Here is a 23,400-nt window from a genome sequence, read left to right as displayed (position 1 = left end):
TGGTTAATTACATGCCTGGATAAGCAACCAGAGGCTGAACCCGCCCAATACCGTGCAGATGACCAGTAACAGGATGAGTTTTGAGGCCCGGTTCCAATGCTGTGTCCTCCGGTTGAGTTCATCCGCTATTAGCTTTTGTTTGCGGCTGATGGATAATTCGACCTGGCTTAACAGCCGTTCCCGCCTTGCCCTTTGTTTTTGTTTGCTGAATAATTGCATGGTCATTTCTTTTGAGGTAAATCCTTGTTTTCCAATGTTTCCCATTTCTCGATCAGGAAGCCATGCGGGTTATTGTCCGAGCGGTTGACGTTCCGTAAATAGCCCTGCGTGACCAGGCTGCGGCTGATCGTCGATGTGGAGCGTATCAGCTTTTCGGTAGCGAAGCATTTGAAGTAAAAGGGATATTGGTTAATGTCCACCTGAACGCTGTCCACCCTGATCTGCTGGCTGATATTGCCGCTCACGATGTTGTTGAAATAACTGGCCTCTTTCAGATCATCGTAAGCTTTTTTGGCGCTGCCGTCCGCGAGGTAAAGCGCCTGTGTGATACCCGCCTGTATCTGTTTATCATCCGGGTCAAGACTAAAAAAGTAATGGTGAAACATTTTAACATGATCCCTGATCTCTACCGGGATATTATCTTTGCGGTCTGCGGCGAATGCTTCCAGCGCTTTGCCATTGGCCAGGATATAAATATGCGCCTTATCGTTGGCCGAACTTTCGTAGCTTTTATAAACCGCAAAGCAGGAAATAGCCACGCAAGCCGCAATCAGGAAATAGCTGAACAGTTTAATATGCTTAAACGCGGTGTCGATGTTTTTGAGTTGTTGGAACATATGGCCCCCTAACCCCCTAAAGGGGGAATTATAAAGTGAATAAATTGGTTAACTGCTTTTACCAGATAGCCGGTCTTTCTGGTGGTTGCTGCCGCCGGCTCCTGCGCTATTCCAGCCTTTCATAAAGTCGCCAGGCGCATTAGCGATGTTTTTTGCGCCTTGTGCCATTCGCTCACCTGTGGCTGAGCCAACTGCTGCACTTGTGCTGATCACCGTGCTGGTTGTCCCCGTCGCTATATTGTTCACTCTTTGCAACATACCGTTGCCGCCATGCGCGTGGACGATGAAATTAGCCACTGTCGGCACTGAGAAATAGCCGACAATACCGATCAAAAGAAAGATGAGGTAAGCTGTATCGGTGGAACTAAAGAAAGTGTCCCCCTGGCTTTGGATCTGCGAAATATCCAGTTTCAGCATGTTCTCCTGAACCTTGCCGATAATGCTGCCGAAGATATTGGCGATGGGCAGCCAGAGAAAGATATTGATATACCGGGCGAGCCATTGGTGTAAACTATGCTGGAAACCATCAAAGACGGACAGGCCGAATACGAGCGGCCCCAATATGGCCAGTACGATCAGGAAAAACGCGCGAATGGTATTGATACACAACGAAGCCGCGGCATAAACCACCTCTAAAACCTCCGACATCCACTGCTTGATGCTGTTGCGGAAATTGTAGCTCTGTTTGTCCATCCAGAATTTAATATCGTTGCCGATACCATCGATTAAGCCCTGGTTATCGCCGTTCGGGTCGTCCGGGTGGGTGTACTTATACCACTTGCTCTGGTCGCCGCTGCCGGTATCACCCACGTACATTTGGTAGGCTGATGAATTTTTAACGGCATCTTCCTTTTGCTTGAGCAGTTGGGTAATGGCCGCATTGCTGTTCTGTACCATGCTGCCCGTTGCGCTGACCACCGGCTGTAATACACCGTTCATCAGGCCAATGACCGCCGGGAACGCCAGTATCGCCATGCCCAAAGCGAATGGCCGGAGCAAAGGATAAAAGTCGAGCGGTTCGGCGGTGGCGATCTGCCGCCATACCCGTGAGCCGATATACCAAAGCGCCGCAAACCCGGCGATACCGCGGGCCGCGCCGATGAGCTGGCTGCAAAGCGGAAGCATCTGGCTGTACACGTTGTCGAGTACAGGCTGCATTCCCTGCAAGTCATCGGCCAGGCCATCCGCTTTGCTCAAAAGTGGGAATAGCAGGAGAAACAATAGGCCCCCCAAGCCTCTAAAGGGGGCGCTTTTGATTACTTTACTGAATTTCATTATTGTAGGTTTTTAAGCGTTCGTGTGTCACTAAGTTCCTTTTGCCGTTGCAGGCGGAGCAAAGCGGTTTGGTTATTGAAATGCCGCAGGAATGACAGTTTATCGGAGGTGTCGGCATAAATGCGGTCGATCTCCCGCAGGCGTTCATCATCTGACATTCGCAGTTTTGATGCGGTAATGACCGTCATCAGGTCGTCGAGATTACGCAATGCCTGGCCGGTGATGTTGCTGTAGACACTGCCCAAATAATCCAGTTCCTGTACGCTGAAGCTGCCGCTGCCTTTGGCCCGGTTATAGGCCGACTTGTATTCCGAAAGGATGCTGCTCTCCGCGCTGATGATATCCGCTACCCGCTGATACTTTTTGATGTTCGGGTTAACCGCCATCAGGCCATCTAAAAAGACCTCATGCAAACTAAAGTTGCCTTGCGCAATGTTCTTGACCGTGCCGTAGCCCTGGCTGAGCATGACATAACCCTGTTCCATATCGGAAAGGATGCTTTTGAATTGGGACAGCTTTTCAACATCCAGTAATAATTGCTGGATCTCATAGGATTGGGCTTTTGCCGGTTGAGGCGCAAAGCAGAAAATAGCAATACAAAGACAAATAAGCCCTGCAGGCTTGATCTTAATTGATTCCATAGTACCTCCTTAATGTTTGCGTGTTCTGTGAATCCTCATTGCGCTGTAGTAAAAGCGTTTTGACCTGGTTGCAAAAAGTCATCGTAAAGGCGTACTTGTCTTTCATCCTTTGGCTGATCTGGTCAAGCCGCTTCAGCCGTTCATCGTCCGTCATTTCAGCATAGCCGGAAGTCATGACCAATTCCAGTTCGGTGATGTCGGCATCACATTCGGCCAGTAGATTGTTTTTGACCGATGCAATGTATTTGCGGCTGCCCGCATCCAAACCGTTTAAGGTGTTTAGCCGGTCAAATTGCGACGGAATGGCTGAAGCATAGGCTGCAATGGCAGCGGCCTGCGGATTATCTTTGATCGCCGGGTTCACCGTTTTTAGTGAATTGTAATAGATGCTGTGCAGGTTCTTTTCATCCCCGGTAAACCCTGAAATGGCTCTCAACCCATTATGAGCAATATTGTATCCCTGCTTTACATAACTGCCGTATTGCTCTAATGCCGCTATTTGCAAGCCCAGGTATTTGATCTGCGTTTTCTTCTGGAACCACCATTCAGAGAATGTTTGAGCCTGTGCAGGCTGAAAACAGCAAATAAAAAGCATAAAGCAGAGGCCCCCCAACCCCCTGAAGGGGGAGCTCTTGATCAGCTTACTGAATACCATAATACTTTTTTAATGTGATGACCTCGTTCTCATCTTTGGCCCTTTGCAAACTGAGCAGGGCGTTTTGCGCGTTGAATTGCCTCAGGTCGCTGTAATTGGTGTCAATGCGATTTGCCGAAGCGTTAATCAATTCGAGCCGTTTTTCATCGGTCATTTGCGTTTTAAATGAGCTGACCACTAACAACAGTTCATCCACATTCTTTACACTTTCCTCTAAGATCCCCTTGTACACCTTGGCCATATAATTGAGTTCATCGGGACTGAAGTGTTTATCCTGCTGTAACAATGCCCAGGCATGATGATAGGAATTGACCACCGCGGCCTGCTTTTCGGTCATTTCTTTGATCCGCTCGTACATGGCAATGACCGATTTGATCTCCTGCAATTCCTGGTAATATTTGCTGAACAGGTCTTTTTGCTGCTGTGTCCAGTCGCTGATCTCACCCAATTTGGTTTTGGATAAAGTATTTTCGAGCGTTTTTTGCGCATTCTGCAACCAGATCGTTTGATTCTGCAAGCGCTGTATTTGCAGGTCTATCGCTTTGATCACTTTGGTGATGGCCGCTTTAATGACCTCGGCGATTGCGATCTGCGCATTGGCCTCTTTGGGTAAGGCCACAAACAGCGTTATGGCCGATAATGGCAGGATCACCATATATTTTTTTATTGCATTCATATCATCTAGATTGGTTAAGACTTCGGAGTTTTTCATAAAAAGGCCCCCTTACCCCCTAAAGGGGGCACATTAATGGTTAATAAATGCTTGTTAATTATTCAGGCAGTTCCTTAATCCCCCTTTAGGTGGTTAGGGGCAATTACAACTTGCCGTATTCGGTGCTGCCATTGAGCAAACTGCCTTTGTCGGGATAGAATAGCAGGAAATTACCGGTCTGCATGATCTGTAAAATTTGCTTCTGCTCATCCCATTCGCCCGACCAATGTTTAACCTGGTGCTGCAAAGGCTGGAGTTTACCATCGGTAATACGGCGGTAGCCGGTCTTGCGGGTAATCAGGTAAATGTTCTCGGTATTTTTACCTGCCTCGATCACCAGCGTATCGTTGGCGATGCTGTACTCGCTGCGGGCCTGGCTGACATAGGTGCCGGGTATAAAGTCCTTTGTACTGCTGCTGTTTCCGCTATGGCAGGCGGCTAATCCTAAAACCGCTATGACCATTAAAAAAATGTAGTTTTTCATATTGCTGCTATTTAGTTTGATTGTTTGTTTACCATCGCGGCAATCCCTTTTCCCATACTACCATACCGCTCCGCATATTCCAGCACTTTTGCTTTCTCGGCTGCTTCGGTGGTATAGGCGTAATATTCAGATGGTGATACCTCGGTGCGGTACACTTTAGAGCTTTGCCCGCCCAGGCTGATAAATACTTCTTTGTACTTGTAGGAAGGGTGGTTGGCCTTATTCATACTAAGGATAAGTGCCTTTTCTTTTTCGGTGAGGCCCAACAGTTCCTGCACATCGTCAAATTTGTTCTGGTACTTGCTTTGGTCTAATAGGATCTTGCAATCGCTGTTATTAACGATAGCCTGTTTGATGATCGGGCTGCTTAAAATATCTTCGACTTCCTGCGTTACGACAATGGCTTCGCCAAAGAATTTACGCACGGTTTTGAACAAATATTTGATGTACTCGGCCATGCCGTCTTTGGCAATAGCTTTCCACGCTTCCTCTATCAAGATCACTTTCCGGACGTTCTTCGGCAGCTTTCGCATCTTGGAAATGAATACCTCCATAATGATGATCGTCACCACCGGGAACAAAATTTCGTGGCTCTTGATATTGTCTAACTCGAACACAATGAAGCGTTCATTCAGCAGGTCAAGGTTCTCCGTTGCGTTCAGCAAATAATCAAATTCGCCGCCTTTATAGTAGGGATTGAGCACATACAGCAGGTTCGCGATGTCAAAATCCTTTTCCTTGACCTTGCCGTTTTCCAACACCACTAAATATTCTTCCATTAAGAAATCATAGAAAGAATTAAAGCCGGGAAAGATATTCGGGTGTTTGGCCAAATGCCGGTAATACAGCGTAATGGCATTGGAGATCGCCACATATTCAGACCTTGCAAAGTTCTCGTTCTCCTTTTTCCATAAGGCTAAAAGCAACGTTTTCAAACTTTCCTTTTTCTCAATGTCCAGTACCTCGCCCTTAGCGATATAAAAAGGATTAAAGCGGATCGGGTTGTTTTCCTCGTAAGTAAAGTAATAGCCGCCAACCAGGTCGCAGAGCCCTTTGTAGCTATGGCCTACATCCACCAAAACGATGTGCGAACCTTGTTCATAATAGGAATTGACCATGTGATTGGTAAAGAAAGATTTACCCGAACCTGATGGGCCTAAGATCATCTTGTTACGGTTGGTAATAAAGCCTTTCTTCATCGGCTCATCGGAAATGTCAGCCCGGACGGGTTTGCCGGATAGCCGGTCGCCTAAACGGATGCCAAAGCCGCTTTGTGCACTGCGGTAGTTACTTTCGAGGTTTAAAAAGCAGGTAGCCTGTTCTAAGAAAGTATCAAACGTATCATTCATCGGAAAGTCGGCAGCATTGCCGGGCAAGCCTGCCCACCAGATCTGAGGTGCACCGTCGGTTTCCTGCTTACCCGACGCATCCATCTGCGCCATTGCGGAACCTACCTTGTTCCTGATCTCCTGTATCTGCTTCGGGTCGCTTGTCCAGGTCATCACATTAAAGTGGGCCTTAACAGGCAATCGTTGCTCGGCTATGGCTTCGTTCAGAAAGTCGCTTGTCGCATCCCTTGCAATAGCGTTTTCCCGCGAATAAGCAGACAGGGATTGCAGCCTTAATCGCTTTTTCTCTAACCCTTTAAGCGTTTTCTGCGCATCACCGATAAAGATGAACTGGTTATAGATGTGGTTACAGTCCAGTAATAAACCTAAAGGCGATGCAAAGCCGATACTGAATTTGGTTTTATCGGTGCTGTATTTGTCGTAGTTGACCCGGCTGCCGCAAAGCGATGGCAGGTCCTCTACATCCGAAAGGGTAAATAACTGGCAATGGTTATCGCCGATCCTGATCTCGTCTTTTAGGTGAACATCTTTAATTACGGGCCTTTCGTTTTCACCTTGTAAAAAGCAATACTGCTCAATGATCCCAGACTGGGATTTTGTTCCGGCCAGTTCATCATCGGTCAGGCGCTGCATACTTATAAAACCACTATCGGTTAAAATGCGCTCAAAGGCCCCGGCTTTTTCCATAAAGTCGCTGTAAAGCTGCTCGTTCAGAGCCTGCCCCGGAACCGGCGACTTACGCATTAAACCTGAATAGCCGCTGCTGGCTGCCTTGCGGTTACCTGGCTGTATGGTGAGCAGGATATAACAGGTATGCTCCAGGTAAGGGCGACCCTCAAAGTACGCTTCGCTGGCTTCAGCTAAGAAGCTGGCGGATTGGCCCGGTTTTCCATGATAACCCGCCCTGATAAAAATATCCCGTTTATGCACAATACTATGGCGTGGCAGTACTTTGATCGCTTTGATCCAGGCATGATGCAGGGCTTCGTATTCCTGGCCTGACTGGGTGAAAATATCGGGCAGCCCCAGTTTATAGATGATCGTAATATCTCCCCGCCTGGACAGGATAGCTTTATTTTCAACTTTATATACCGGCAATATATCTTCAATATTTATCATAGCCCCTCCCTAAATCCCTCCCCAAAGGAGAGGGACTTGTATATTTTAAATGAATAAATAGTTTTCTTGACCGGAATTTCAAGTAGTCCGGCAGGCTGCGTTTGGCATTTTTCTTTTGTAGCCCGTATTGTCCGTACTTATGGCTTAAGCGGAAAATGGTCGTTATTAAGCCCGTGCCTGCGCCGCCGATCAGGATCAGGCAAATCCAGGTATTCACCCCGCTGATATACAAGACTGCATACATCAGCAACAAGCCGACCAGGCCAGCGGCCAGGTAGCCGATGTACTGCGCTTTCAGGCCCCGAAATTCTATCGCTTTATTAATGCCTTTATTGATCTGATATACGCTGCTCATAAGCTGGTTCCCCTCTAAATCTCCCCCGGTAGGGGGAGACTACTTTTAATTGTTTATAGTCCAAAGAATGATTTAAGTACGGTTGCCACGACGACTAAAAAAATACAAGAGCCGAACCATGCAGCGGCTACCTTGTTGGTGTCCGGCTCCCCGGCATTCCACTTATTGAATACTTTAATTGCACCTATTATGCCGACCACTGCGCCTATGGCATACATCAGGTTACAGCCGCTGTCAAAGTAACCTTTGACCTGTGTGGTTGCCGAAGTAATGCCCGCGTTGCCGTCCTGCCCGAAACAATAATTGATTGTTACCAGTAGGACAGCGAACATTAATGTTTTTAATAAAGCCTGTTGTTTCGGGGTATATGGGATGTGATTTTTCATGTTATGATCTGTTTTTTTGGGTATGAAAGAACCCTGCGGGGCTTTTCATGATGTAATTTTTGAGAAATGAATGAGTAACTGTTCCTTCAGCGTTTAGCGCCAAATGTTGCTTTATAATGATCCCGGCTCCTGGTCAGTTTGTCGGCCAGTTCCGTCACACTGACATCAAACTCCAGTTCCGAAAGCGCCCGCTCGGAGATATCCGCTAAGATCATCGGGAGCAATTCGCTGTCAACCAGTCGCCTGTAAGACATGATCGCGCCAATTACTTTATTGACAAAGCGATCACGTTCTCCGGGTTCATGTTTGCCGAAATAATGAAATACGGCCTTCACATCTTCCAGCAGGTCAGGTAGTTCGGCCTGCAATAATTCCTGTTCGTCTGCATTGGTTTCAGTTTCTCCGGGCAAGGAAGGTCTTTGTTCTTCCTTATCGTCATCCTTTTCAAAATTTCGATCTTCCTCCAAGTCAGTTTCCTCCGGTTCATTCGGCCCGAAAAACAGATCGTCACTTCCTGCGGTGCTGACCCCGTATTCTTCGGCGGCTTCGCCTAACAGACCGTCATCTTCCGGTATTTCATCAGTTTCCGGCTGTGGTTTCAAAGTGTTTCGGCGGTTCAGCAATTTGCCCGTTTTACCCCGGTAAAAGGTCAGCCAGATGATGGCGTAATAGATCAGCAAGGCCGCCGCTATAAACAGCAGGTAAGCTTGCCAAGTGATTTGATGTAACATAGATCTGCTTTTTAAACCTGCCGCACCATTGCGGCAGGTTTTGTAAAAGCAAAATTGGCCCGGCCAGCCTCCCCGGAATGGCAGTCTAAAACGCTTCCGAAAGTTTGCGTGTAACCAACTGTCTTTTAACCGGTTGAAAAATCACTTTTTCCACTATGATTGTTTGGACCTGGTGTTTGACCGTTTGGCCCGGCGGCGTTTCATGGGCTGCAAACCGTTCAGGTCGTCGATATAGCGGCGTACCGATTCCCGTACCCCGTCGAAAAAGCGGGTCGGGCTCAGGATTTTCCGCTCCTTAATTTCCTCGAAGCGGGTGGTATGTTTGCTAAGGTCGACGTCCAGGCTCTCGCTGAGCCAGTACATAATATCGGCCAGCGCGGCTTCACCGCCGTTAAGCTGCTCGGAAACCCACAATCCGTAGCCCAATTCTACCGCGTTGATCTGTTCGCCTGTCCATTTCAGCGGCTGCCGCCTGCCACCGGGCCGGAGATAGACCGTCCTTTCGGGTTTGCCGATATTGGCCAAGGCGTGAGCGATATGCTCCTGCAACATTTCAAAAGCCTTGAATTTGGCAAACAGGTAATCACCGCTGGTGGAGAAGGTTTTATCCAACTCCGGCACTTCGGGTATCAGTACGCTTTGTACCTCTACGCCGCGCACAAAATAAAGCTCGTCCAGATCATCCGCACCCAGGCGGTAATACTGGTAAAGAAAGGCATGCTGCCGGAGTTCCCGCTGTATAAAGCGGAGCTCATCCAAGTAGTGCGCCCGCAACTGCTCAACATCTCCGCCCGGCAGCCCTGAACGCAAATTGAACAGCGCCACCTCGAAAATATAATGCGCGTAGAATTGAGGCTTGGTGAATTTAAAGAAATGAGCTTCTTCCTTTTTGTCCTCAAAAGGATGCTCTTCAAGCAGTTTGGACAATTCGTTCAGACTGTCGCGAATTAACCGCATGGCCGCGGTCATCCGTTTGAAAGGATCGGTTTGGTTTTTGGCAACCTGTTGTAAACCATCCTCCATACGCAGGTATTCCTGCTTCGCCAACACTTGTAGCATAGATCAACACATTTGGTAAAATCGCCCTTTGACCACCGCGACCGAGCGGCAGTTTCAACAAAGCAGCGAATGTGTATCAATGTTCCATATCTGTCCTCCTTTAACCGGTTTCGTATCGACCGGCTGAAGGCAAATGTGCTACGCAAATTGTATTATTTAAATAAGTGATGGTACGTATTTTATTATGTGAAAGGCACGTATTTGTAATTAATCGAATATAAACTATTGATTAACCATGTCATTTTAATTAACTGAAACTTAAAGTCCGTTTAATTTGCGGGCGAGTTCAACCCGGTTGGTTACGCCCACCTTTTCAAAGATATTTTCGATATGCTTATCTACCGTTCGCGGGGAGATAAACAGCTTATCGGCAATGTCCCGGTAGATCATGCCCTGGCAGACCATGCCGGAAATTTCGGTTTCCTTTCGGGTCAGGTTGTGGCGTTTGCAGTTTGCTTCCACTTTTACCAGATCGTTCTGAAAAGGGGCCTGGCCCCAATAAAGGCGTTTCTCCAGGCGGTGCAGCAAGATCGATCTGCGGATAAACATGGCGGAAATAAATAAAAAGCCAGTATTTGTACAGAGCACCTCGGTTAGTTGGGAAACCTGGAACCATGAAAGCACGGTCATGGCCGCCCAGGGCGATACTGCGCAGTAGACCGCCAGTTCTTCGATATAGTAACTTCGGTCGCGGTTTTCCCTGTAATGTTTACGGATGGCGCGTAACATCACCCAAAGCAAAACTAATGAATAAATAAAAGGCGCAATTACACCATAGCGAATATCTTTCTCCAAATCCTCGTTGATCGCGTACATGATCACGAAAAACAGCAGGTAGGGCAGCATTAGGAATAAAGGCACCCCAAACAGCGCATGCCAGCGCAGCGATTTGAGGTCAAAGGCTTTGTAAAAGTAAAAGGGAAAATAGGATGCCATTAAAAAGCCGGTACCGTAGGCGATCATTTCCTGCAAAGAGATGGAGATATTGATCTTGGGATCGGGAAATAATCCCCCGGTAACGTTGTAAAGCAGTAATAGGGTCAGCAGTACCAGATACCAGCCACGCCTTTTATCGGGTGCGATGGCATAAATGACCGATTCGATCAAAAACAAAATCCCCTCGGCAATCATAAAAAGGAAGGTAACGATATGTACCTGTGTTCCAAAAACCAACATATATAGCCTCCTTATTTAATATGTTCATGTTTCAGGAAATGCAGGGTATAGGTCAACTCCAGTGTGTCGTATTCAACAAACCCATATTTTTTATACCAGGGCAGGTTGCGTTCAGTGGATGTTTCGAGGAAAACGGGCAGATTTTGCAGCTTTGCAGCGGCTATGACCTGTTTTAATAACCGGCTGCCTGTGCCCTGGTGCTGATAAAGCGGACTGACGCCGATAAACCATAAATAAACCATCGGCTCGTTTGGCTGTTTGGCTTTTATCTTTGCTTCACGGTCGAACGCTTTTTTGATGCCACCTAAACCGATGGCTTTAAAGATCAGCATCAAGTCCAGCCAAATGACCGATAAATCAGTTTTCTTTTGGTGAGGATACAGCACCAATGCGCAGGCTTTTCGATCTTCGGACAGCCAGACCATGCCAAAGCGATAGCAGACCTCAAAAGAATAGTCCATCAGCGCATGGATGCGCTGTTTGCGCTTTTCGTCTTGGCGGGCGATAAAGTTCACACTTAAATTGTCATTAAAGGCAGCGGATAACAGGTCGGTTACCAGCAGCTTATCGGTTCTTTTTGCACATATCATAGGCTTCTCAAATAAAAGGTTTAGGTCAGTTAAATGCGAAAGCGCGGGAATGACCTGAACCGTCTGAGAGGTACGACTAAATACCCAAAAAACAGAACAAGCCAGCCCGCACTTTCGCAGGCGTAAACTTGCTCCTGTTTTTTATTCAAAAATTTAGTCGTTTTCTCAGACAGGAAGCGTGTAGACGCAGAATGTGTATATTTTGTTATAGTTTAAATTGTAAAATTGCATCATAGGCATTTAATTAATAATTGCTGTGTTTTTAATAGTGCTATTCTTTTTTCCAATCATCCCAAAAACGTTTTTCCCTCCGGGTGTCATTGATGATGGCGATAATGACACCGATCAAAAAAACGATCAACATTCCAAAACCGATTATCGTTGCAGTTTCCATAGTTTAGCTTTATTGTAACGGCATTAATTGCGTTTATCTTATTTATGCCCTAAACATACCCAGGCAAAACCAATCAGGGTATAGATGAATAAGCCGCCACCTGCGGCAACTATACCTAATGGTATCAGGTTAGGGTTGTCAATCGGCTCTTTCTTTTGTTTCATTACCATTTCTAAAAAGGGTACGTAATACCGCCTGTCAAACCAGCGGGCCAGAAGTAAAACCGCGATGTCCAGAACCAGTAAAATCGAAACGGCGATATAGGTGCTTTGCATAATCATACTTTTAAAAAGGGCAGGCATTGCTGCGCTGCCCTTGATCACAATTATATATTCAAGTTTCGGCTAAGTACCATAAGCTAAGCGGATGTTTTGCACCAGCACCGGGAAACCCGGCATCTCCACCGAAATTTCTTTTTTCAGTTCTTTCAGCTTTTTGCCCAGGAACTGAATTTTAACATGGCTGTACATCACCTCATAATTTGTGATTTGCCGAGCCAATTCTTCCAGCAATCGTTCATAGTTACTGTGCATACTTTCCAGTTCCACCCGATATTCCGTCGCCTGCTGCAAACATTCGCATTCTTTACCTAAAAGCTGTTCCAACTGAAGCAGGGCATCCATCAAATGCACATGCCTCGATTTTGAGATGCCCTGCATAAATGCCTGTTGTTAATAGTAGAATACGATCTTATCAAATAGTATCGGGGCGGCATTTGGGCTTCCTGTAAATGGCCGTGATGCGTTGTAGATCCGGAACTGAGGATTAGCTATAAAGGCAGTCGCCCTGTCAGCACTCACACCTTTCGCAATCAGTTCGTCTTTAGTCGGTATTGTATATTCAAAGGTAAAGAACTTGCCTTTTTGATTATAAGCTGGAGAAAGTGCCAGAATGGGTTTAACGGCGTCGTAGCTCATGTTATCGCCAGCATCTATTAAAGGCATGTTATCAGGCAAAATGGGCAGTACGGCTATCTTTACTGAATCTGTAGTACCAAATGTAAATGCATATTCTCTTTGACTAAGTACAGTAACCACTTTTTCGGCAGAGGTTGCAGCAAACGAGATCGCTACCTTTTTAAGTCCCTGGTTGTTTGTGAAGTTTGATCGCAAACTTGCACCTGTGGTATTTACACTGGTATTGAATGCATATAGATAAGTTCTCGTCGGTGTAGTGAAAGTTGCATCATAGGTCGCGCCAGGGTAGAAATTAAATGATTGGACGGTTGACAACCATTGTCCTACAGCCGTAGTGAACGGCGCATTAGCTGTAGATGGGACCACGATGGCTGACCCATCGCTAACTTTTTTCAAGTTTTGGAAATCTTCAGTTACGATACGTGAATACGGGCCGGATGCGAGGTCTGCCGTAGTTCTGATGTCTACCCTAAGATTGCTTCCGTCTATCCGCAAAATACCAGTGATATTACTTACGCTAACCGGGTAATCTGTGTTTTCAAAGGTTGCTCCGGAAAGAACTTTCGAACCGAATATTTGGTTACCTTTTTGAACTACCAGATTGCCTGTAAACTTTCCATTACCACCTGTTAACCCGTCAACAGGCAGGCTCACTAACATACCGTTCCAGGCGGTTTGATTGGTTACCAGATCAGCCGCCGTAGTCACTTTGGCAGTAATGGCTCCCGTTCCGGTTTTTTTAGCGTTAGCAACCGGGATCTTGTCAAGTATGATCTCGCCATTTACCTGGCTTAACTGCTGTTTCGAGATCGTAACCTCTACTTCGTCGTTTAAAGCGAAGTTGTGCGCGCCATCGAAATTAATGATGATACCGGGTTTATCAGTCGCTTCCTGTAACACGATACTTTTGGCATCGATGTTTTTGGCTGAGGCGTCCGAAATAACAATACCCTTGATCTTTCTGCCATCCGGCACAGTTACCGATGCGGCAGTACTTAACTTTTTCAGATCGGAGACAGCGATATTATCTACCGGAACCGGCGCGGTATTATCGTTTCCATTGTTCTTTTTACACGAGGTCATGCCCAAAGCCAGTAATAAAACCAGCCCGGCGGCTCTAAAAGTAATTTTCGTTTTCATTGTTTTTGTTTTATGGCCCTTTTACCGGCCGGTTTTTATGTGTTTTTAATTGTTATTCTTTTTTTTGACAAAGGCATAGCCTAAGCATACCTCTCCGGCATCTTTATTTATGTCTTATTTCTACTTTTTTATTGATCCATAGGCTTAATAGCTCCGCCTAAGATTGGCCCGGAAGTTGGGCTGAACAGTTAAAGTTTCATATACAGGGCTACCATCGGCATTATGGCCGGTAAGTATCCGTCTTGATGTTGTCTGCCTAAAGCCTTGAATTAACACGACGAAAGAACCGTTAGGTTCGGCTGGTACTGCTGCCGAAAGAATCACATTGTTCGGAGCATTCGTTTCACTTATTTTCAGAATGACGTTACCTGAATTTCTGGCTGCGCCCACGGTGTCAATCTCCGTATAACCGGAAAAAGAACCAAATGCAAGGTCTTGTGGCAGCCCGGCTGTTTTGAGATTTCCTGTCGCATCCAACTGTTTAACCATCAAATTTTGACTATCACTTCCTAAATGGACAATCCTGATCCTGACTTTTCCGGGAGTGCCCTGATATTCTTCCGGTACCTTTACGATCCGGTAAGCATCCACAGCATCCGGGCTTTCGACAAGGTAAAATGATTGTAACTCATTCCTTGCAACTAAAGTCGTTTGTATGTCTTTAAGAAATACTTTGTCCGTGCCTGAAAAAATGAATTTATAATTACCCAAAGCAACGGGCATGTAATACATATACTGGTAACCTGTAGGTACAAAGCCGGGATTAGGAAATATAGTGCCTGTGGCATTATATGGGTATTGCCGCAAATCGCTGGTTTATCCTGATACTTAGGAAAAAGGCGAAATGGGCCATTAGGAACGCTATCGTTAATAAATACCAAGTTGTTTTTCCGCAAAGATTGGCGGCTGTTCAATACTTCTGAACCATTGTAGAAGTTTACGCCTCCGCTTATATTTCCCGGCAAAATTTCTTTTACCTCTTTTTTGCAGGATACTACCAATAAGATTGGCAGAAGGCTGCAAATAAATATCGATTTAATATTTCTGATCATTTTTCTACAGTTTTTACGATTACGGTTTTATTGTTGGCGGTGCTGTAAATCATACCTTCTTCATCATAATTCAGCAACTGATCCTGACCCGAATCACCGCTGAACATTTTGTAACTACCTGTTTCAACGGCACCTGGCGCATAACGGTCGCCACGTTTTTTTATAAAATCCATTGTGCCAAATGCTGGAAAACGATGATCGGAAAATGAAGCCGCTCTTTGTTGATAGTAGTAGATTAGTATGCGCCCTCCCGGTAAAGGCATAAAACCAAAAAGGTCGGGGGTATCGAATGAACCGGCATTATACACGGCCGTTAGTGTATTGAACACCCCAGCTATATAGGGTTTATCATTATTAGGCGGCATGTTTAATTTTGAGTATTTATATAAGGTCACATTGTTCTCCAGGTCGTACTGTAAAATATCGGTTAAGGCATTTATATTGCCCGAAGGAGCAAGTGCGTAACAATACATCCGCTGTTCGTCCGGCATGATATTACCCTGATTATAAATAATGCCAGTACCAGGAATTTTAAGGATTGAGGCGTTATATTCAGTTTGCAGGTTAGAATCATAATTAGGCGCAAGGGTTGTTTTAAACAGATACTTTATTGAACCGTTACTATTTAACAATGCAGTCGCGTAGTTATTGGCAAATGCGTAACCTCCACTGATGATAGTTTTACCAAGCCTTAGGTAGACATTGCCCTTACTGTCGGGATAAATTCCTGAAACGTCCATCAGGTTAACATGGTTTATTGTTCCCTCTAACGGCAGAGCAGTGGGAATAACCGGTAATGCCATTGATTTTGGATAAAGCGTTTTATTTAACGTCGTGATGGTTTTGGTTTTTAAGTCAATTTTACAGAGCCGATAGATATAGCTGGCGCTACTGTTGGCCGAACCGTCCGTGGTCAGGGCCGAGAAATACAAACTGGATTCCTGGGGATCAGTTCCACCCGAATTAAAACCGGCGATGGCGAACGGGCCGTCTGCGTCACTAAAGTTCGCCGTATTGGCTACCGTTTGAACATTTGCAGATTTATCGATTTTAACGATCTGTCCTCTGGCGTTCGAATAAACATAAACGCTCCCTTTGCCGTTCAGGCAATACAAAACAACATCATTAGCTTGCGGAACAAAGTGGCTTTGCAGCTTTAATTGAGCAGCAATAACTCCCGGAGACAAGATCTCGATAGACGGGCAATCAATTGTATTACCGGCAGAAGTAACCTTAACCGGCCTATTTTCGCCAATTCCCATCGCACTGGTAATGGTGATCGTCGCCTGGTCGCCTTCATACGGGTCCGACTGCGTTCCCCCAACGGTTACTTTTTTCAGGCTTACAATTTTTGCCTCAATACCGCCGATCTCAATTTTAAGGCCTTTCTCCGGATTTAGTCTTCCGGTAATAACCATTGTACTGTCTACCTCGTATGCCTTGTTATAGTTGTTCACTACTTCTGGCATGTCTACCAACTTTTGATAAAAATCCTGTGATTTCTTACATGCAGCTAAAGCGGATATAAGCATCAGGATAAGTACGATCTGACTTGATTTTTTGAATTTATATATCATTGTGCGCTTTATTAAAATGAATAAGAAAATGACAATACATAATGCCTGCCCGGATTGTATCTTGATGCGATATTGTCTCCTTCAACTTTGGTAACGCCATCAGTTACCACGGTTTTTACAGGTTCATATTTCGAAGTAAAATTGTAATCTTCCGCCATTTCGATTGGCTTATTCAATAGGTTTTGAACCGAAAATCTGGCCTGGATGGTTTTCACGATACGTTGTGTTACCGAAATATCAACCACATGCCGCGGCAGTTCCATCAGGCTTCCCCGGAATTGAGATCCATTTAAAGTTGGGTCAGCAGCAAACCCTCTTCCCGCCGCGTAGATGCGGGTGCCCACGATATTGTAAATGCCTGATATTTTCGTGCCTGTCGATGCGTTATCATAGTATAAGCCGACGTTTACAATATAGGGTGCCTGGCCCTGTAGCGGGCGTTTGATGATAAAATTACCTATCCGCTTATCAGGTTGATCTTTTTGCTCATTGGCTACGTCGGCGCTGTCTTTAATGGCTTCGCTTCTGATCAGCGTAAGGTTGCCGATAACCGATAAACGCTTGAACAAGTTACCCGGAATGAAGTCCAGATTTTTTCGCAATTCAAATTCTACCCCTTTAATGGAAGCCCTTGCGGCGTTCTGAAAAGTAATTAATGCTGGGTTATTTAAAATACGATCACTGGCGTTGATCCGTTCAATCGGATTTTGCAGGGTCTTGTAAAAAGCGCCAATTGAGATGGTTTCCCCATATTGGTTCTTACGGGGATAAAACTCCAGCCTAAGATCGTAATTAGATGCGGTTGCCGGGCGCAAATAGGGATTACCTTGTCTTCTGGTATTGTTTTCCAGGTCGTAATCATTAAACGGAGAGATTTCCGTGAACTCGGGACGGTTAACCGTTTTGCCGTAAGCGGCCCTGAGCACCCAATTATCATGCGGACGATAGCTTGCATTAACGGATGGCAATATATCCAGTTTGGAAATATTGACCAGCACTGGACGATTGATTCCACCCTGATCGGTAGGTTGAACCGCCGCGCCTACCCGCTGACGATCATATTCAATTCTAACGCCGCCGTAAACTTCAAATTTCCGGTGAGCAGGTGTAAAGCTCATAAGCGCGTAACCGCTGTTGTTCTGTTCAGTAGCCGTGTAAGCGTCGCTACCTTGTGTATTATCGACAACCAATAAGCCGGTCTTGTCATCCCGCAGATAATTGGCAGACCAGAGTCTGCTGAGATCTTGTTGCTTGAACGCTGTAAGGGCGGGGTCAACGTATGTGCCATATCCCCCCGGTGCCGTTATGTAATCGCTGTAAGTGCCTGTAAAGTCACCTTCGTGTACGGTATAAACCCTTCTGAAAACTTTTCGCTCCTTCCATTGCTGAAACGTTCCAGCTTTAAGGAACAGCCAGGGCTTAAACTTGTAAGTATAATCCAGTGAAGCATTGTAAATCCCTTCGTTATTGCGCGTCCAGGTGCGGGAAATCATACCCTGGTTGATCCTGCTTTGATTTTCGGAATCTTCCGGATCACCCTTTCTGCCCCTTGCGAACCAGTAAAGGTTGGGGTCGCCGGTTGTAAAAGCAGTTAGCGGAGCCTGCAACCGGATTACCCGCTGATCCGGAAGTTCCTGGCTGCTGTAGGTTAAGCCACCATTCCAGTCAAAACGATGTTTACCGCCGCCGTAATAGTGTGTTCCGCCGACATTACCTGCATATAAAAAACGCTGGCTGTAGGAAAGAACGATATCTTTATTATCGAAAGCCCGTTGATCAGCCATCGCCCGGCGGTGAAATACTTTTTCTATGGTTGTTGACACACCTTGTTGTAACAAGAAGTTTTTAAACTGTAAGTTACTGCTATCCCGCAGCCTGTAAGTGAAGTTTTGCAGCAGGTTTAATTGAGCGCTCTCCCGGTTATTATTTTCGAAGGTTATCGCGTCATTCGGTATGGTACTTTTAAAGGCATCATCTATACCTTGCTGGCGATAAATATTGGCTTGCTGATCTTCGTGTTTGTAACTGAAAGAAGTTAGCATCGACAACGGTTTCCCAAACAACTTGTAGCTATCATAGTAATTTGTTGTTATCTGAATGGTAGGTAATGCCTGTTTTTGCCCCAAATACAAATAAGGGGAAAAGCCTTTAGCATATTGCTGCTGGGAGATGGTAGCTTTTTGTAAACTACCGTAGGCTGGTACTACAGTTGGTAGTTTGCGCGTTCCGTCGTCAAAACCTAAAAAATCAAATTTTCCGCCCTGATAGGTAAGCACATTTTTAAAGGTTGTACCCTCTCGCAAGCCAGTCTGCACTTCGATGTCGAAATGCTTTAAATTTTTTGCATCCTTGGTGTAGATCTTGACCACGCCGCCTGTGGCATCGCCCTGGTTTTCGGGTGATGGAGATTTGAAGACCAATATTTTATCAATGATCCTGCTTGGTATCAGGTCGAGCGCGAAAGCCCGGCTATATAACTCGGTACTTGGCGCTACGTTATCATTAAGATATGTTAAATTATACCTTTGATTCAATCCGCGAACAATGACAAATTTGTCATCTACAGTAGTTACCCCCGATACGCGTTGCATAACTTCAGCGGCATTTCTGTCGGCAGATTTGCTGATCTGTTCAGAGGAAATGGCCGATACCACCATTGATGCCTGCTTGACTTCTTCCAATACCTGGCGTTCAGAGGTATGTGAAACGGGGGCACGGCTTTTTTTGACACTGCTGATCACTACCTCTTTTAATGAGTTAGATCCCTGCAATTTAATATCATAGGTCGCTTCTTTGCCTGGCTTGACTTCTACAATTACTTTTTCTGTTGCGAAGCTGACATATGATACCTGAACCGTATATTTACCAGATGGAATATTGGTGAAGCTATAATATCCATCGATATTGGACTGCATACCTTTTTGTAGTTCAACAATGTATACTGACGCCCCAGGCAGGGGCTGCGAGGTTTCAAATTCTACAACGCGACCTTTAAGGGTGCCGGGGCCGCCGCCGGCTGATGCGTTTGGGCTTTTATAGATCAGTATGCTTCCGCTCTCATTTTTAAATGAAAAACCAGCATTTGTCAATAAGAATTTTAGAATTTCCGTTAAATCGGTATTTGTAAATGTTTTAGCCTTAACGGTAATAACCGAGGTCGCTTTGGGATCATACGCCATTGTTACACCGGAAGCTTCCTCCAGTCTTTTTAATGCATGATCAAGTTTTTCTCCTGCATTAAATGTGATCGTTATTTTTTTATCATCATTGGCTGCTTTAGCAGGCGAGCTGCTGATACCTAAAAGTAGTAAGAGAATAAATCCTGTCTTTTTTAAAATAAAATTAAGAGGGAACGTAAGTACACACGTTCTGTATTTTTCCATATTTTTGAAAACTTAGTGGTCTGTCCATTATTTATTTGTTGCCTGTCGTAAGCAGGCAATTTGCAAGACCTGTCGTAAGCAGGTCTTGTTTTTTTCCGGGCCTTTGCCCGATCACACCTGTTATTTGTATAACTCTATTACATTACTTTCAATTCTCCTATACTTTAATTGGTGTATACCTGCGATTAATTTAAGATTGTCGTCCACTGATAATTTTCTATCCAGTGATAAGCGGAACTGTAAGTTGTTAATTTCTTTATCCTTACTTACCAGTTTCACATTTAAGGTATTACTGAAGATCTCTGCCAATTCACGAAACGAAGCATCGTTAACCAATGTCCGGCCATCACGCCATGCGATCATCAGTTCAGGATTTTCGTCGGTTACCGTTACTTGGTGGTTCGTCCTATTATAGTGCAGCGATTTGCCCGGCAGCAGGGTTGCCAATAAGGCTTGCGGATTGCTCACGCTTACTTTTCCTGTTCTAACTGTTACTTCCAGCTGATTTAAAACCGGGTAGGCAGAAATATTAAAGGATGTACCCAATACCTGTGTTTTGATACCTTGCGTGGCTATGATGAATGGATGCCTCTGGTCGTGTTTTACATCAAAGTAAGCTTCCCCGGTTAGTTTTATCTGACGGGTTTCTTTAGCATATTCTGGTAATACCTCCATCGTTGAGTTGGCATTCAGCCAAACCGCTGTGCTGTCTTTCAGCAGGATCTTTTGGGTCTGGCCTTTAAGGGTATGGTAAACGACAGCATGTTGCAAAGGTGAATTACCCTCGTGGCGGGTGTAGAGTACAAGCAATGATGCAGATAGGAGTGCCAAACAACCGGCGATCTGATAGCCAGGGCGATAATACCATGCCTTAGTTAGCCTCTGAAACTTTATCTTGCCAAAGATCCGTTGTGCTGTTTCACCGGCTGCCAGGTCATCCTCCAAGCCGGGTATCTGATCATGATCGGCAAAAGAATCATACCAGCGGTCAACGATAAAACGTTCCGCCTGGTTTGCGGTCCCGTTATGGTAGCGCTTCAACAGTCTTTTTAAAATTCTTTGTTTCACTTTTTCTGCGTTTATACAGGTTAAGTGACATAACAGGCCAAATGGTACCTCAATAAACCGTTATTAAACCGTTAACTTTATGTTAACAGCTCGAATGAATTTCAATCGTGGGAATTACTTGGATTTTAATAGGACGACAACCAACAGGGTATAAAAAGAATTGGTCACATCGGGATGCTCCTTGTGCAGTACCATTTTTAGCCGCCGTAAAGATTCCGTCACATTATTTTTTACGGTCTGTTCAGCCAGTCCCAAAGCTTCGGCAATTTCTTTGATGGTGTAATCTTCACTGCGGAGCGTAAATACCTTGCGCATATTTTCCGGAAACGAACTGATCGCTTGTGATAAGGTACGTTCCACATCTGATGTTGCCAATACATCCAGTATGGTCGTTTCCATTTCCGACATCCGGTACAATAAATGCTCCAATGCTTTTTTGTGTAGGTTGGCGCGACTAAGCATCCGGATCATCCGGAATTTGAGCGAACTATGCAGGTAGTTTTTTAAAGAGGTGTTGATCTCCAGGCTGTATCTTCTTTCCCATATATCGGTGAAAATATCCTGAACCATATCTTCCGCTTCGGATTGATCACTCAGACGGTTATAGGCAGCCCTGTATAAATCTTTCCAATAGAGGGTGAATAAAAGCGGGAATACAGCGGGATCATCATTTTGCAATCTTGCTATGAGGCTCTCATCCGTATGTAATTCCTTTACCTGCATCCGCTCAAAGGTAGGCAAAGAACATTAAGTTAAAATTAATTTTATATTATGGGGATAGAGCTGAATTTAAGAGAACAGGTATTTAGATCGTTTTGGCTAACTTTTCAAGTATGGTTATTTATCATTCGGTGATTCTTTGTAACAAAGATTTTGCAAGAGAGAGCCCTTTCATAAAGACCTATCAATAACCTGATATTCAGGTGTACTTGGCTAATTGTTTTGATTGTGAAGAACTTACTATGGAATTTTTTATCTTTAACCTAATTACCGAAACTTAAATTAATATTCAATACGATGGAATTACACGCGACCACTTTAGACATTATCGACTATATTATTCATTATGATTTTTATGATACACTAACTTCTGATGAGATCAGCAAAAGAGCCGGTTCCCATGATGAACTCAATAAAATACGCGCAAAAAGCAAAGAACATCTTGCCCAATTTTTTGTCGATGCGAATTTTTATAATAAGAAAAACCAGTTACTGCCACTGGCCGAACTCAAGGAAATTATCACCGCTAAGATCAGTGGATTTAAAGAAAAAGAACTGGATGAATTTGTAAAGAAGCTGAAAAAGGACGCTAAAAAGATCAAAGCCTTGCACAAGGAAGTTACCAAGTAAGGAGGCAAAAAAGGAGAACCTTGCAGTTCTCCTTTTCTTTCTAACTATTAACTGATCTTATTTATGAATAAAGAACAAAATGCTATTCATGAATATGATGCAAAGTTGTAAGGGTAATATGAGTAGCATATTACCCGCATGTTATCATACATGTTATTTCTCCCTTATCACATTTATAGTGATTTTTGCTTTTTTATATTCTATTAACATTTTCTGTAGTGGTATTTAAACTTAAAGACCATTCAACTTTCGGGCCAGTTCAACCCTGTTCGATACGCCCACCTTATCGAATATATTCTCAATATGTTTATCTACGGTTCTCAGTGATATGAACAGCTTGTCCGCAATCTCTCGGTAGATCATGCCCTGGCAGACCATGCCGGAAATTTCGGTTTCCTTTCGGGTCAGGTTGTGGCGTTTGCAGTTTGCTTCCACTTTTACCGGATCGTTCTGAAAAGGAGCCTGACCCAAATAAAGGCGTTTCTCCAGGCGGTGCAGCAAGATCGACCTGCGGATAAACACGGCAGAAATAAATAAAAAGCCAGTATTTGTACAGAGCACCTCGGTTAGTTGGGAAACCTGGAACCATGAAAGCACGGTCATGGCCGCCCAGGGCGATACCGCACAGTAGACCGCCAGTTCTTCGATATAGTAACTTCGGTCTCGGTTTTCCCTGTAATGTTTACGGATGGCGCGTAACATCACCCAAAGCAAAACTAATGAATAAATAAAAGGCGCAATTACACCATAGCGAATATCTTTCTCCAAATCCTCGTTGATCGCGTACATGATCACGAAAAACAGCAGGTAGGGCAGCATCAGGAATAAAGGCACCCCGAACAAGGCGTGCCAGCGCAGCGATTTAAGGTCAAAGGCTTTGTAAAAGTAAAAGGGAAAATAGTATGCCATTAAAAAGCCGGTACCGTAGGCGATCATTTCCTGCAAGGAAATAGAGATGGGGATTTTGGGATCGGGAAAAAGTCCTCCCGTAACATTATAAAGCAGTAACAAGGTTAACAGCACCAGGTACCAGCCTCGCCGTTTATCAGGCCAAATACTGTATATAACCGCCTCGATGAAAAACATGAGCCCCTCGGCTATAATAAATAAAAAGGTGACAATATGCACCTGTGTTCCGAACACTAACATAT

25 protein-coding genes are annotated in these 23,400 nt (G+C 44.9%); 1 reads left to right on the top strand and 24 read right to left on the bottom strand.

Annotated features, from left to right (window positions below):
• Window positions 1-3: 3 nt before the first annotated feature.
• From MUCPA_RS16860 to MUCPA_RS16755, 23 genes are all read right to left on the bottom strand, one after another.
• Window positions 4-225: a hypothetical protein gene (locus MUCPA_RS16860; protein WP_008508011.1), complete on the bottom strand. Its 222-nt coding sequence runs from the start codon at window positions 223-225 to the stop codon at window positions 4-6.
• Window positions 222-836, bottom strand: a complete 615-nt coding sequence (gene traK, locus MUCPA_RS16855; protein WP_008508010.1) for a conjugative transposon protein TraK — start codon at window positions 834-836, stop codon at window positions 222-224. The genes MUCPA_RS16860 and traK overlap by 4 nt, the downstream gene beginning before the upstream one ends.
• Before the next feature lie 48 nt (window positions 837-884).
• Window positions 885-2,111 (bottom strand): conjugative transposon protein TraJ, encoded by a 1,227-nt coding sequence (traJ, locus tag MUCPA_RS16850; RefSeq protein WP_008508009.1) that lies wholly within the window; start codon window positions 2,109-2,111, stop codon window positions 885-887.
• Window positions 2,111-2,752 carry a hypothetical protein gene (locus MUCPA_RS16845; protein ID WP_008508008.1) on the bottom strand — a complete coding sequence of 214 codons (642 nt, stop codon included), beginning with the start codon at window positions 2,750-2,752 and terminating at the stop codon, window positions 2,111-2,113. Before MUCPA_RS16845 ends, traJ begins: the two co-directional genes overlap by 1 nt.
• Window positions 2,739-3,407, bottom strand: coding sequence for a hypothetical protein (locus MUCPA_RS16840; RefSeq protein WP_008508006.1), 669 nt, complete (start codon window positions 3,405-3,407; stop codon window positions 2,739-2,741). Before MUCPA_RS16840 ends, MUCPA_RS16845 begins: the two co-directional genes overlap by 14 nt.
• Complete coding sequence (locus tag MUCPA_RS16835; RefSeq protein ID WP_157543929.1) at window positions 3,394-4,083, bottom strand: conjugal transfer protein TraI; 690 nt, start codon at window positions 4,081-4,083, stop codon at window positions 3,394-3,396. The genes MUCPA_RS16840 and MUCPA_RS16835 overlap by 14 nt, the downstream gene beginning before the upstream one ends.
• A 139-nt stretch (window positions 4,084-4,222) precedes the next feature.
• Entirely contained in the window at window positions 4,223-4,603 is a 381-nt protein-coding gene (locus MUCPA_RS16830) for a hypothetical protein (RefSeq protein WP_008508002.1), read from the bottom strand.
• An 11-nt stretch (window positions 4,604-4,614) separates the two neighbouring features.
• Window positions 4,615-7,071: a TraG family conjugative transposon ATPase gene (locus MUCPA_RS16825; protein WP_008508000.1), complete on the bottom strand. Its 2,457-nt coding sequence runs from the start codon at window positions 7,069-7,071 to the stop codon at window positions 4,615-4,617.
• Window positions 7,058-7,426 (bottom strand): DUF4133 domain-containing protein, encoded by a 369-nt coding sequence (locus tag MUCPA_RS16820; protein WP_008507998.1) that lies wholly within the window; start codon window positions 7,424-7,426, stop codon window positions 7,058-7,060. The genes MUCPA_RS16825 and MUCPA_RS16820 overlap by 14 nt, the downstream gene beginning before the upstream one ends.
• Window positions 7,427-7,479: 53 nt before the next feature.
• A complete protein-coding gene (locus MUCPA_RS16815) occupies window positions 7,480-7,812 on the bottom strand; it encodes a DUF4134 domain-containing protein (protein ID WP_008507997.1) in 333 nt (110 codons plus the stop codon).
• Window positions 7,813-7,898: 86 nt separating this feature from the next.
• Entirely contained in the window at window positions 7,899-8,543 is a 645-nt protein-coding gene (locus MUCPA_RS16810; protein WP_008507994.1) for a hypothetical protein, read from the bottom strand.
• 153 nt (window positions 8,544-8,696) lie between these two features.
• Window positions 8,697-9,602 carry an RteC domain-containing protein gene (locus tag MUCPA_RS16805; protein WP_008507992.1) on the bottom strand — a complete coding sequence of 302 codons (906 nt, stop codon included), beginning with the start codon at window positions 9,600-9,602 and terminating at the stop codon, window positions 8,697-8,699.
• Window positions 9,603-9,860: 258 nt separating this feature from the next.
• Window positions 9,861-10,778, bottom strand: a complete 918-nt coding sequence (locus MUCPA_RS16800; RefSeq protein ID WP_008507990.1) for a helix-turn-helix domain-containing protein — start codon at window positions 10,776-10,778, stop codon at window positions 9,861-9,863.
• 11 nt (window positions 10,779-10,789) lie between these two features.
• Entirely contained in the window at window positions 10,790-11,368 is a 579-nt protein-coding gene (locus MUCPA_RS16795) for a GNAT family N-acetyltransferase (protein WP_008507989.1), read from the bottom strand.
• A 271-nt stretch (window positions 11,369-11,639) separates the two neighbouring features.
• Complete coding sequence (locus MUCPA_RS39270) at window positions 11,640-11,762, bottom strand: hypothetical protein (RefSeq protein ID WP_008507988.1); 123 nt, start codon at window positions 11,760-11,762, stop codon at window positions 11,640-11,642.
• Window positions 11,763-11,800: 38 nt separating this feature from the next.
• Window positions 11,801-12,037 carry a hypothetical protein gene (locus tag MUCPA_RS16790; protein WP_008507987.1) on the bottom strand — a complete coding sequence of 79 codons (237 nt, stop codon included), beginning with the start codon at window positions 12,035-12,037 and terminating at the stop codon, window positions 11,801-11,803.
• 69 nt (window positions 12,038-12,106) lie between these two features.
• Entirely contained in the window at window positions 12,107-12,421 is a 315-nt protein-coding gene (locus MUCPA_RS16785) for a hypothetical protein (protein ID WP_008507986.1), read from the bottom strand.
• Window positions 12,422-12,433: 12 nt separating this feature from the next.
• Complete coding sequence (locus tag MUCPA_RS16780) at window positions 12,434-13,819, bottom strand: DUF5689 domain-containing protein (RefSeq protein WP_008507985.1); 1,386 nt, start codon at window positions 13,817-13,819, stop codon at window positions 12,434-12,436.
• A 144-nt stretch (window positions 13,820-13,963) separates the two neighbouring features.
• The gene (locus tag MUCPA_RS16775; protein WP_008507984.1) at window positions 13,964-14,626 is read right to left on the bottom strand and encodes a hypothetical protein; all 663 of its coding nucleotides are present in this window, start codon (window positions 14,624-14,626) and stop codon (window positions 13,964-13,966) included.
• A gap of 241 nt (window positions 14,627-14,867) precedes the next feature.
• Complete coding sequence (locus MUCPA_RS16770) at window positions 14,868-16,448, bottom strand: hypothetical protein (protein ID WP_008507983.1); 1,581 nt, start codon at window positions 16,446-16,448, stop codon at window positions 14,868-14,870.
• 11 nt (window positions 16,449-16,459) lie between these two features.
• Window positions 16,460-19,831, bottom strand: a complete 3,372-nt coding sequence (locus tag MUCPA_RS16765; RefSeq protein ID WP_008507982.1) for a TonB-dependent receptor — start codon at window positions 19,829-19,831, stop codon at window positions 16,460-16,462.
• 120 nt (window positions 19,832-19,951) lie between these two features.
• A complete protein-coding gene (locus MUCPA_RS16760; protein ID WP_008507981.1) occupies window positions 19,952-20,899 on the bottom strand; it encodes a FecR family protein in 948 nt (315 codons plus the stop codon).
• Window positions 20,900-21,013: 114 nt separating this feature from the next.
• Window positions 21,014-21,622, bottom strand: a complete 609-nt coding sequence (locus MUCPA_RS16755; protein ID WP_063747536.1) for an RNA polymerase sigma factor — start codon at window positions 21,620-21,622, stop codon at window positions 21,014-21,016.
• A 294-nt stretch (window positions 21,623-21,916) separates the two neighbouring features.
• On the opposite strand from MUCPA_RS16755, the gene MUCPA_RS16750 reads away from it, so the two are divergent.
• Window positions 21,917-22,249, top strand: coding sequence for a hypothetical protein (locus MUCPA_RS16750; protein WP_008507978.1), 333 nt, complete (start codon window positions 21,917-21,919; stop codon window positions 22,247-22,249).
• A gap of 231 nt (window positions 22,250-22,480) precedes the next feature.
• On the opposite strand, the gene MUCPA_RS16745 is transcribed toward MUCPA_RS16750, so the two are convergent.
• Entirely contained in the window at window positions 22,481-23,398 is a 918-nt protein-coding gene (locus MUCPA_RS16745; protein WP_008507977.1) for a helix-turn-helix domain-containing protein, read from the bottom strand.
• Window positions 23,399-23,400 lie beyond the last annotated feature (2 nt).

Origin of the sequence: Mucilaginibacter paludis DSM 18603 (assembly GCF_000166195.2) — a bacterium.
GTDB lineage: Bacteria > Bacteroidota > Bacteroidia > Sphingobacteriales > Sphingobacteriaceae > Mucilaginibacter > Mucilaginibacter paludis.
This window is presented reverse-complemented; position numbering and strand designations above follow the sequence as displayed.

Coding starts and splice junctions, on each gene's coding strand:
- MUCPA_RS16840 (WP_008508006.1), bottom strand. CDS start 3,407: ATGGTATTCAGTAAGCTGATCAAGAGCTCCCCCTTCAGGGGGTTGGGG.
- MUCPA_RS16745 (WP_008507977.1), bottom strand. CDS start 23,398: ATGTTAGTGTTCGGAACACAGGTGCATATTGTCACCTTTTTATTTATT.
- MUCPA_RS16820 (WP_008507998.1), bottom strand. CDS start 7,426: ATGAGCAGCGTATATCAGATCAATAAAGGCATTAATAAAGCGATAGAA.
- MUCPA_RS16765 (WP_008507982.1), bottom strand. CDS start 19,831: ATGGAAAAATACAGAACGTGTGTACTTACGTTCCCTCTTAATTTTATT.
- traK (WP_008508010.1), bottom strand. CDS start 836: ATGTTCCAACAACTCAAAAACATCGACACCGCGTTTAAGCATATTAAA.
- MUCPA_RS16750 (WP_008507978.1), top strand. CDS start 21,917: ATGGAATTACACGCGACCACTTTAGACATTATCGACTATATTATTCAT.
- MUCPA_RS16810 (WP_008507994.1), bottom strand. CDS start 8,543: ATGTTACATCAAATCACTTGGCAAGCTTACCTGCTGTTTATAGCGGCG.
- MUCPA_RS16800 (WP_008507990.1), bottom strand. CDS start 10,778: ATGTTGGTTTTTGGAACACAGGTACATATCGTTACCTTCCTTTTTATG.
- MUCPA_RS16860 (WP_008508011.1), bottom strand. CDS start 225: ATGACCATGCAATTATTCAGCAAACAAAAACAAAGGGCAAGGCGGGAA.
- MUCPA_RS16790 (WP_008507987.1), bottom strand. CDS start 12,037: ATGCAAAGCACCTATATCGCCGTTTCGATTTTACTGGTTCTGGACATC.
- MUCPA_RS39270 (WP_008507988.1), bottom strand. CDS start 11,762: ATGGAAACTGCAACGATAATCGGTTTTGGAATGTTGATCGTTTTTTTG.
- MUCPA_RS16815 (WP_008507997.1), bottom strand. CDS start 7,812: ATGAAAAATCACATCCCATATACCCCGAAACAACAGGCTTTATTAAAA.
- traJ (WP_008508009.1), bottom strand. CDS start 2,111: ATGAAATTCAGTAAAGTAATCAAAAGCGCCCCCTTTAGAGGCTTGGGG.
- MUCPA_RS16835 (WP_157543929.1), bottom strand. CDS start 4,083: ATGAATGCAATAAAAAAATATATGGTGATCCTGCCATTATCGGCCATA.
- MUCPA_RS16770 (WP_008507983.1), bottom strand. CDS start 16,448: ATGATATATAAATTCAAAAAATCAAGTCAGATCGTACTTATCCTGATG.
- MUCPA_RS16845 (WP_008508008.1), bottom strand. CDS start 2,752: ATGGAATCAATTAAGATCAAGCCTGCAGGGCTTATTTGTCTTTGTATT.
- MUCPA_RS16755 (WP_063747536.1), bottom strand. CDS start 21,622: ATGCAGGTAAAGGAATTACATACGGATGAGAGCCTCATAGCAAGATTG.
- MUCPA_RS16780 (WP_008507985.1), bottom strand. CDS start 13,819: ATGAAAACGAAAATTACTTTTAGAGCCGCCGGGCTGGTTTTATTACTG.
- MUCPA_RS16785 (WP_008507986.1), bottom strand. CDS start 12,421: ATGCAGGGCATCTCAAAATCGAGGCATGTGCATTTGATGGATGCCCTG.
- MUCPA_RS16805 (WP_008507992.1), bottom strand. CDS start 9,602: ATGCTACAAGTGTTGGCGAAGCAGGAATACCTGCGTATGGAGGATGGT.
- MUCPA_RS16825 (WP_008508000.1), bottom strand. CDS start 7,071: ATGATAAATATTGAAGATATATTGCCGGTATATAAAGTTGAAAATAAA.
- MUCPA_RS16795 (WP_008507989.1), bottom strand. CDS start 11,368: ATGATATGTGCAAAAAGAACCGATAAGCTGCTGGTAACCGACCTGTTA.
- MUCPA_RS16830 (WP_008508002.1), bottom strand. CDS start 4,603: ATGAAAAACTACATTTTTTTAATGGTCATAGCGGTTTTAGGATTAGCC.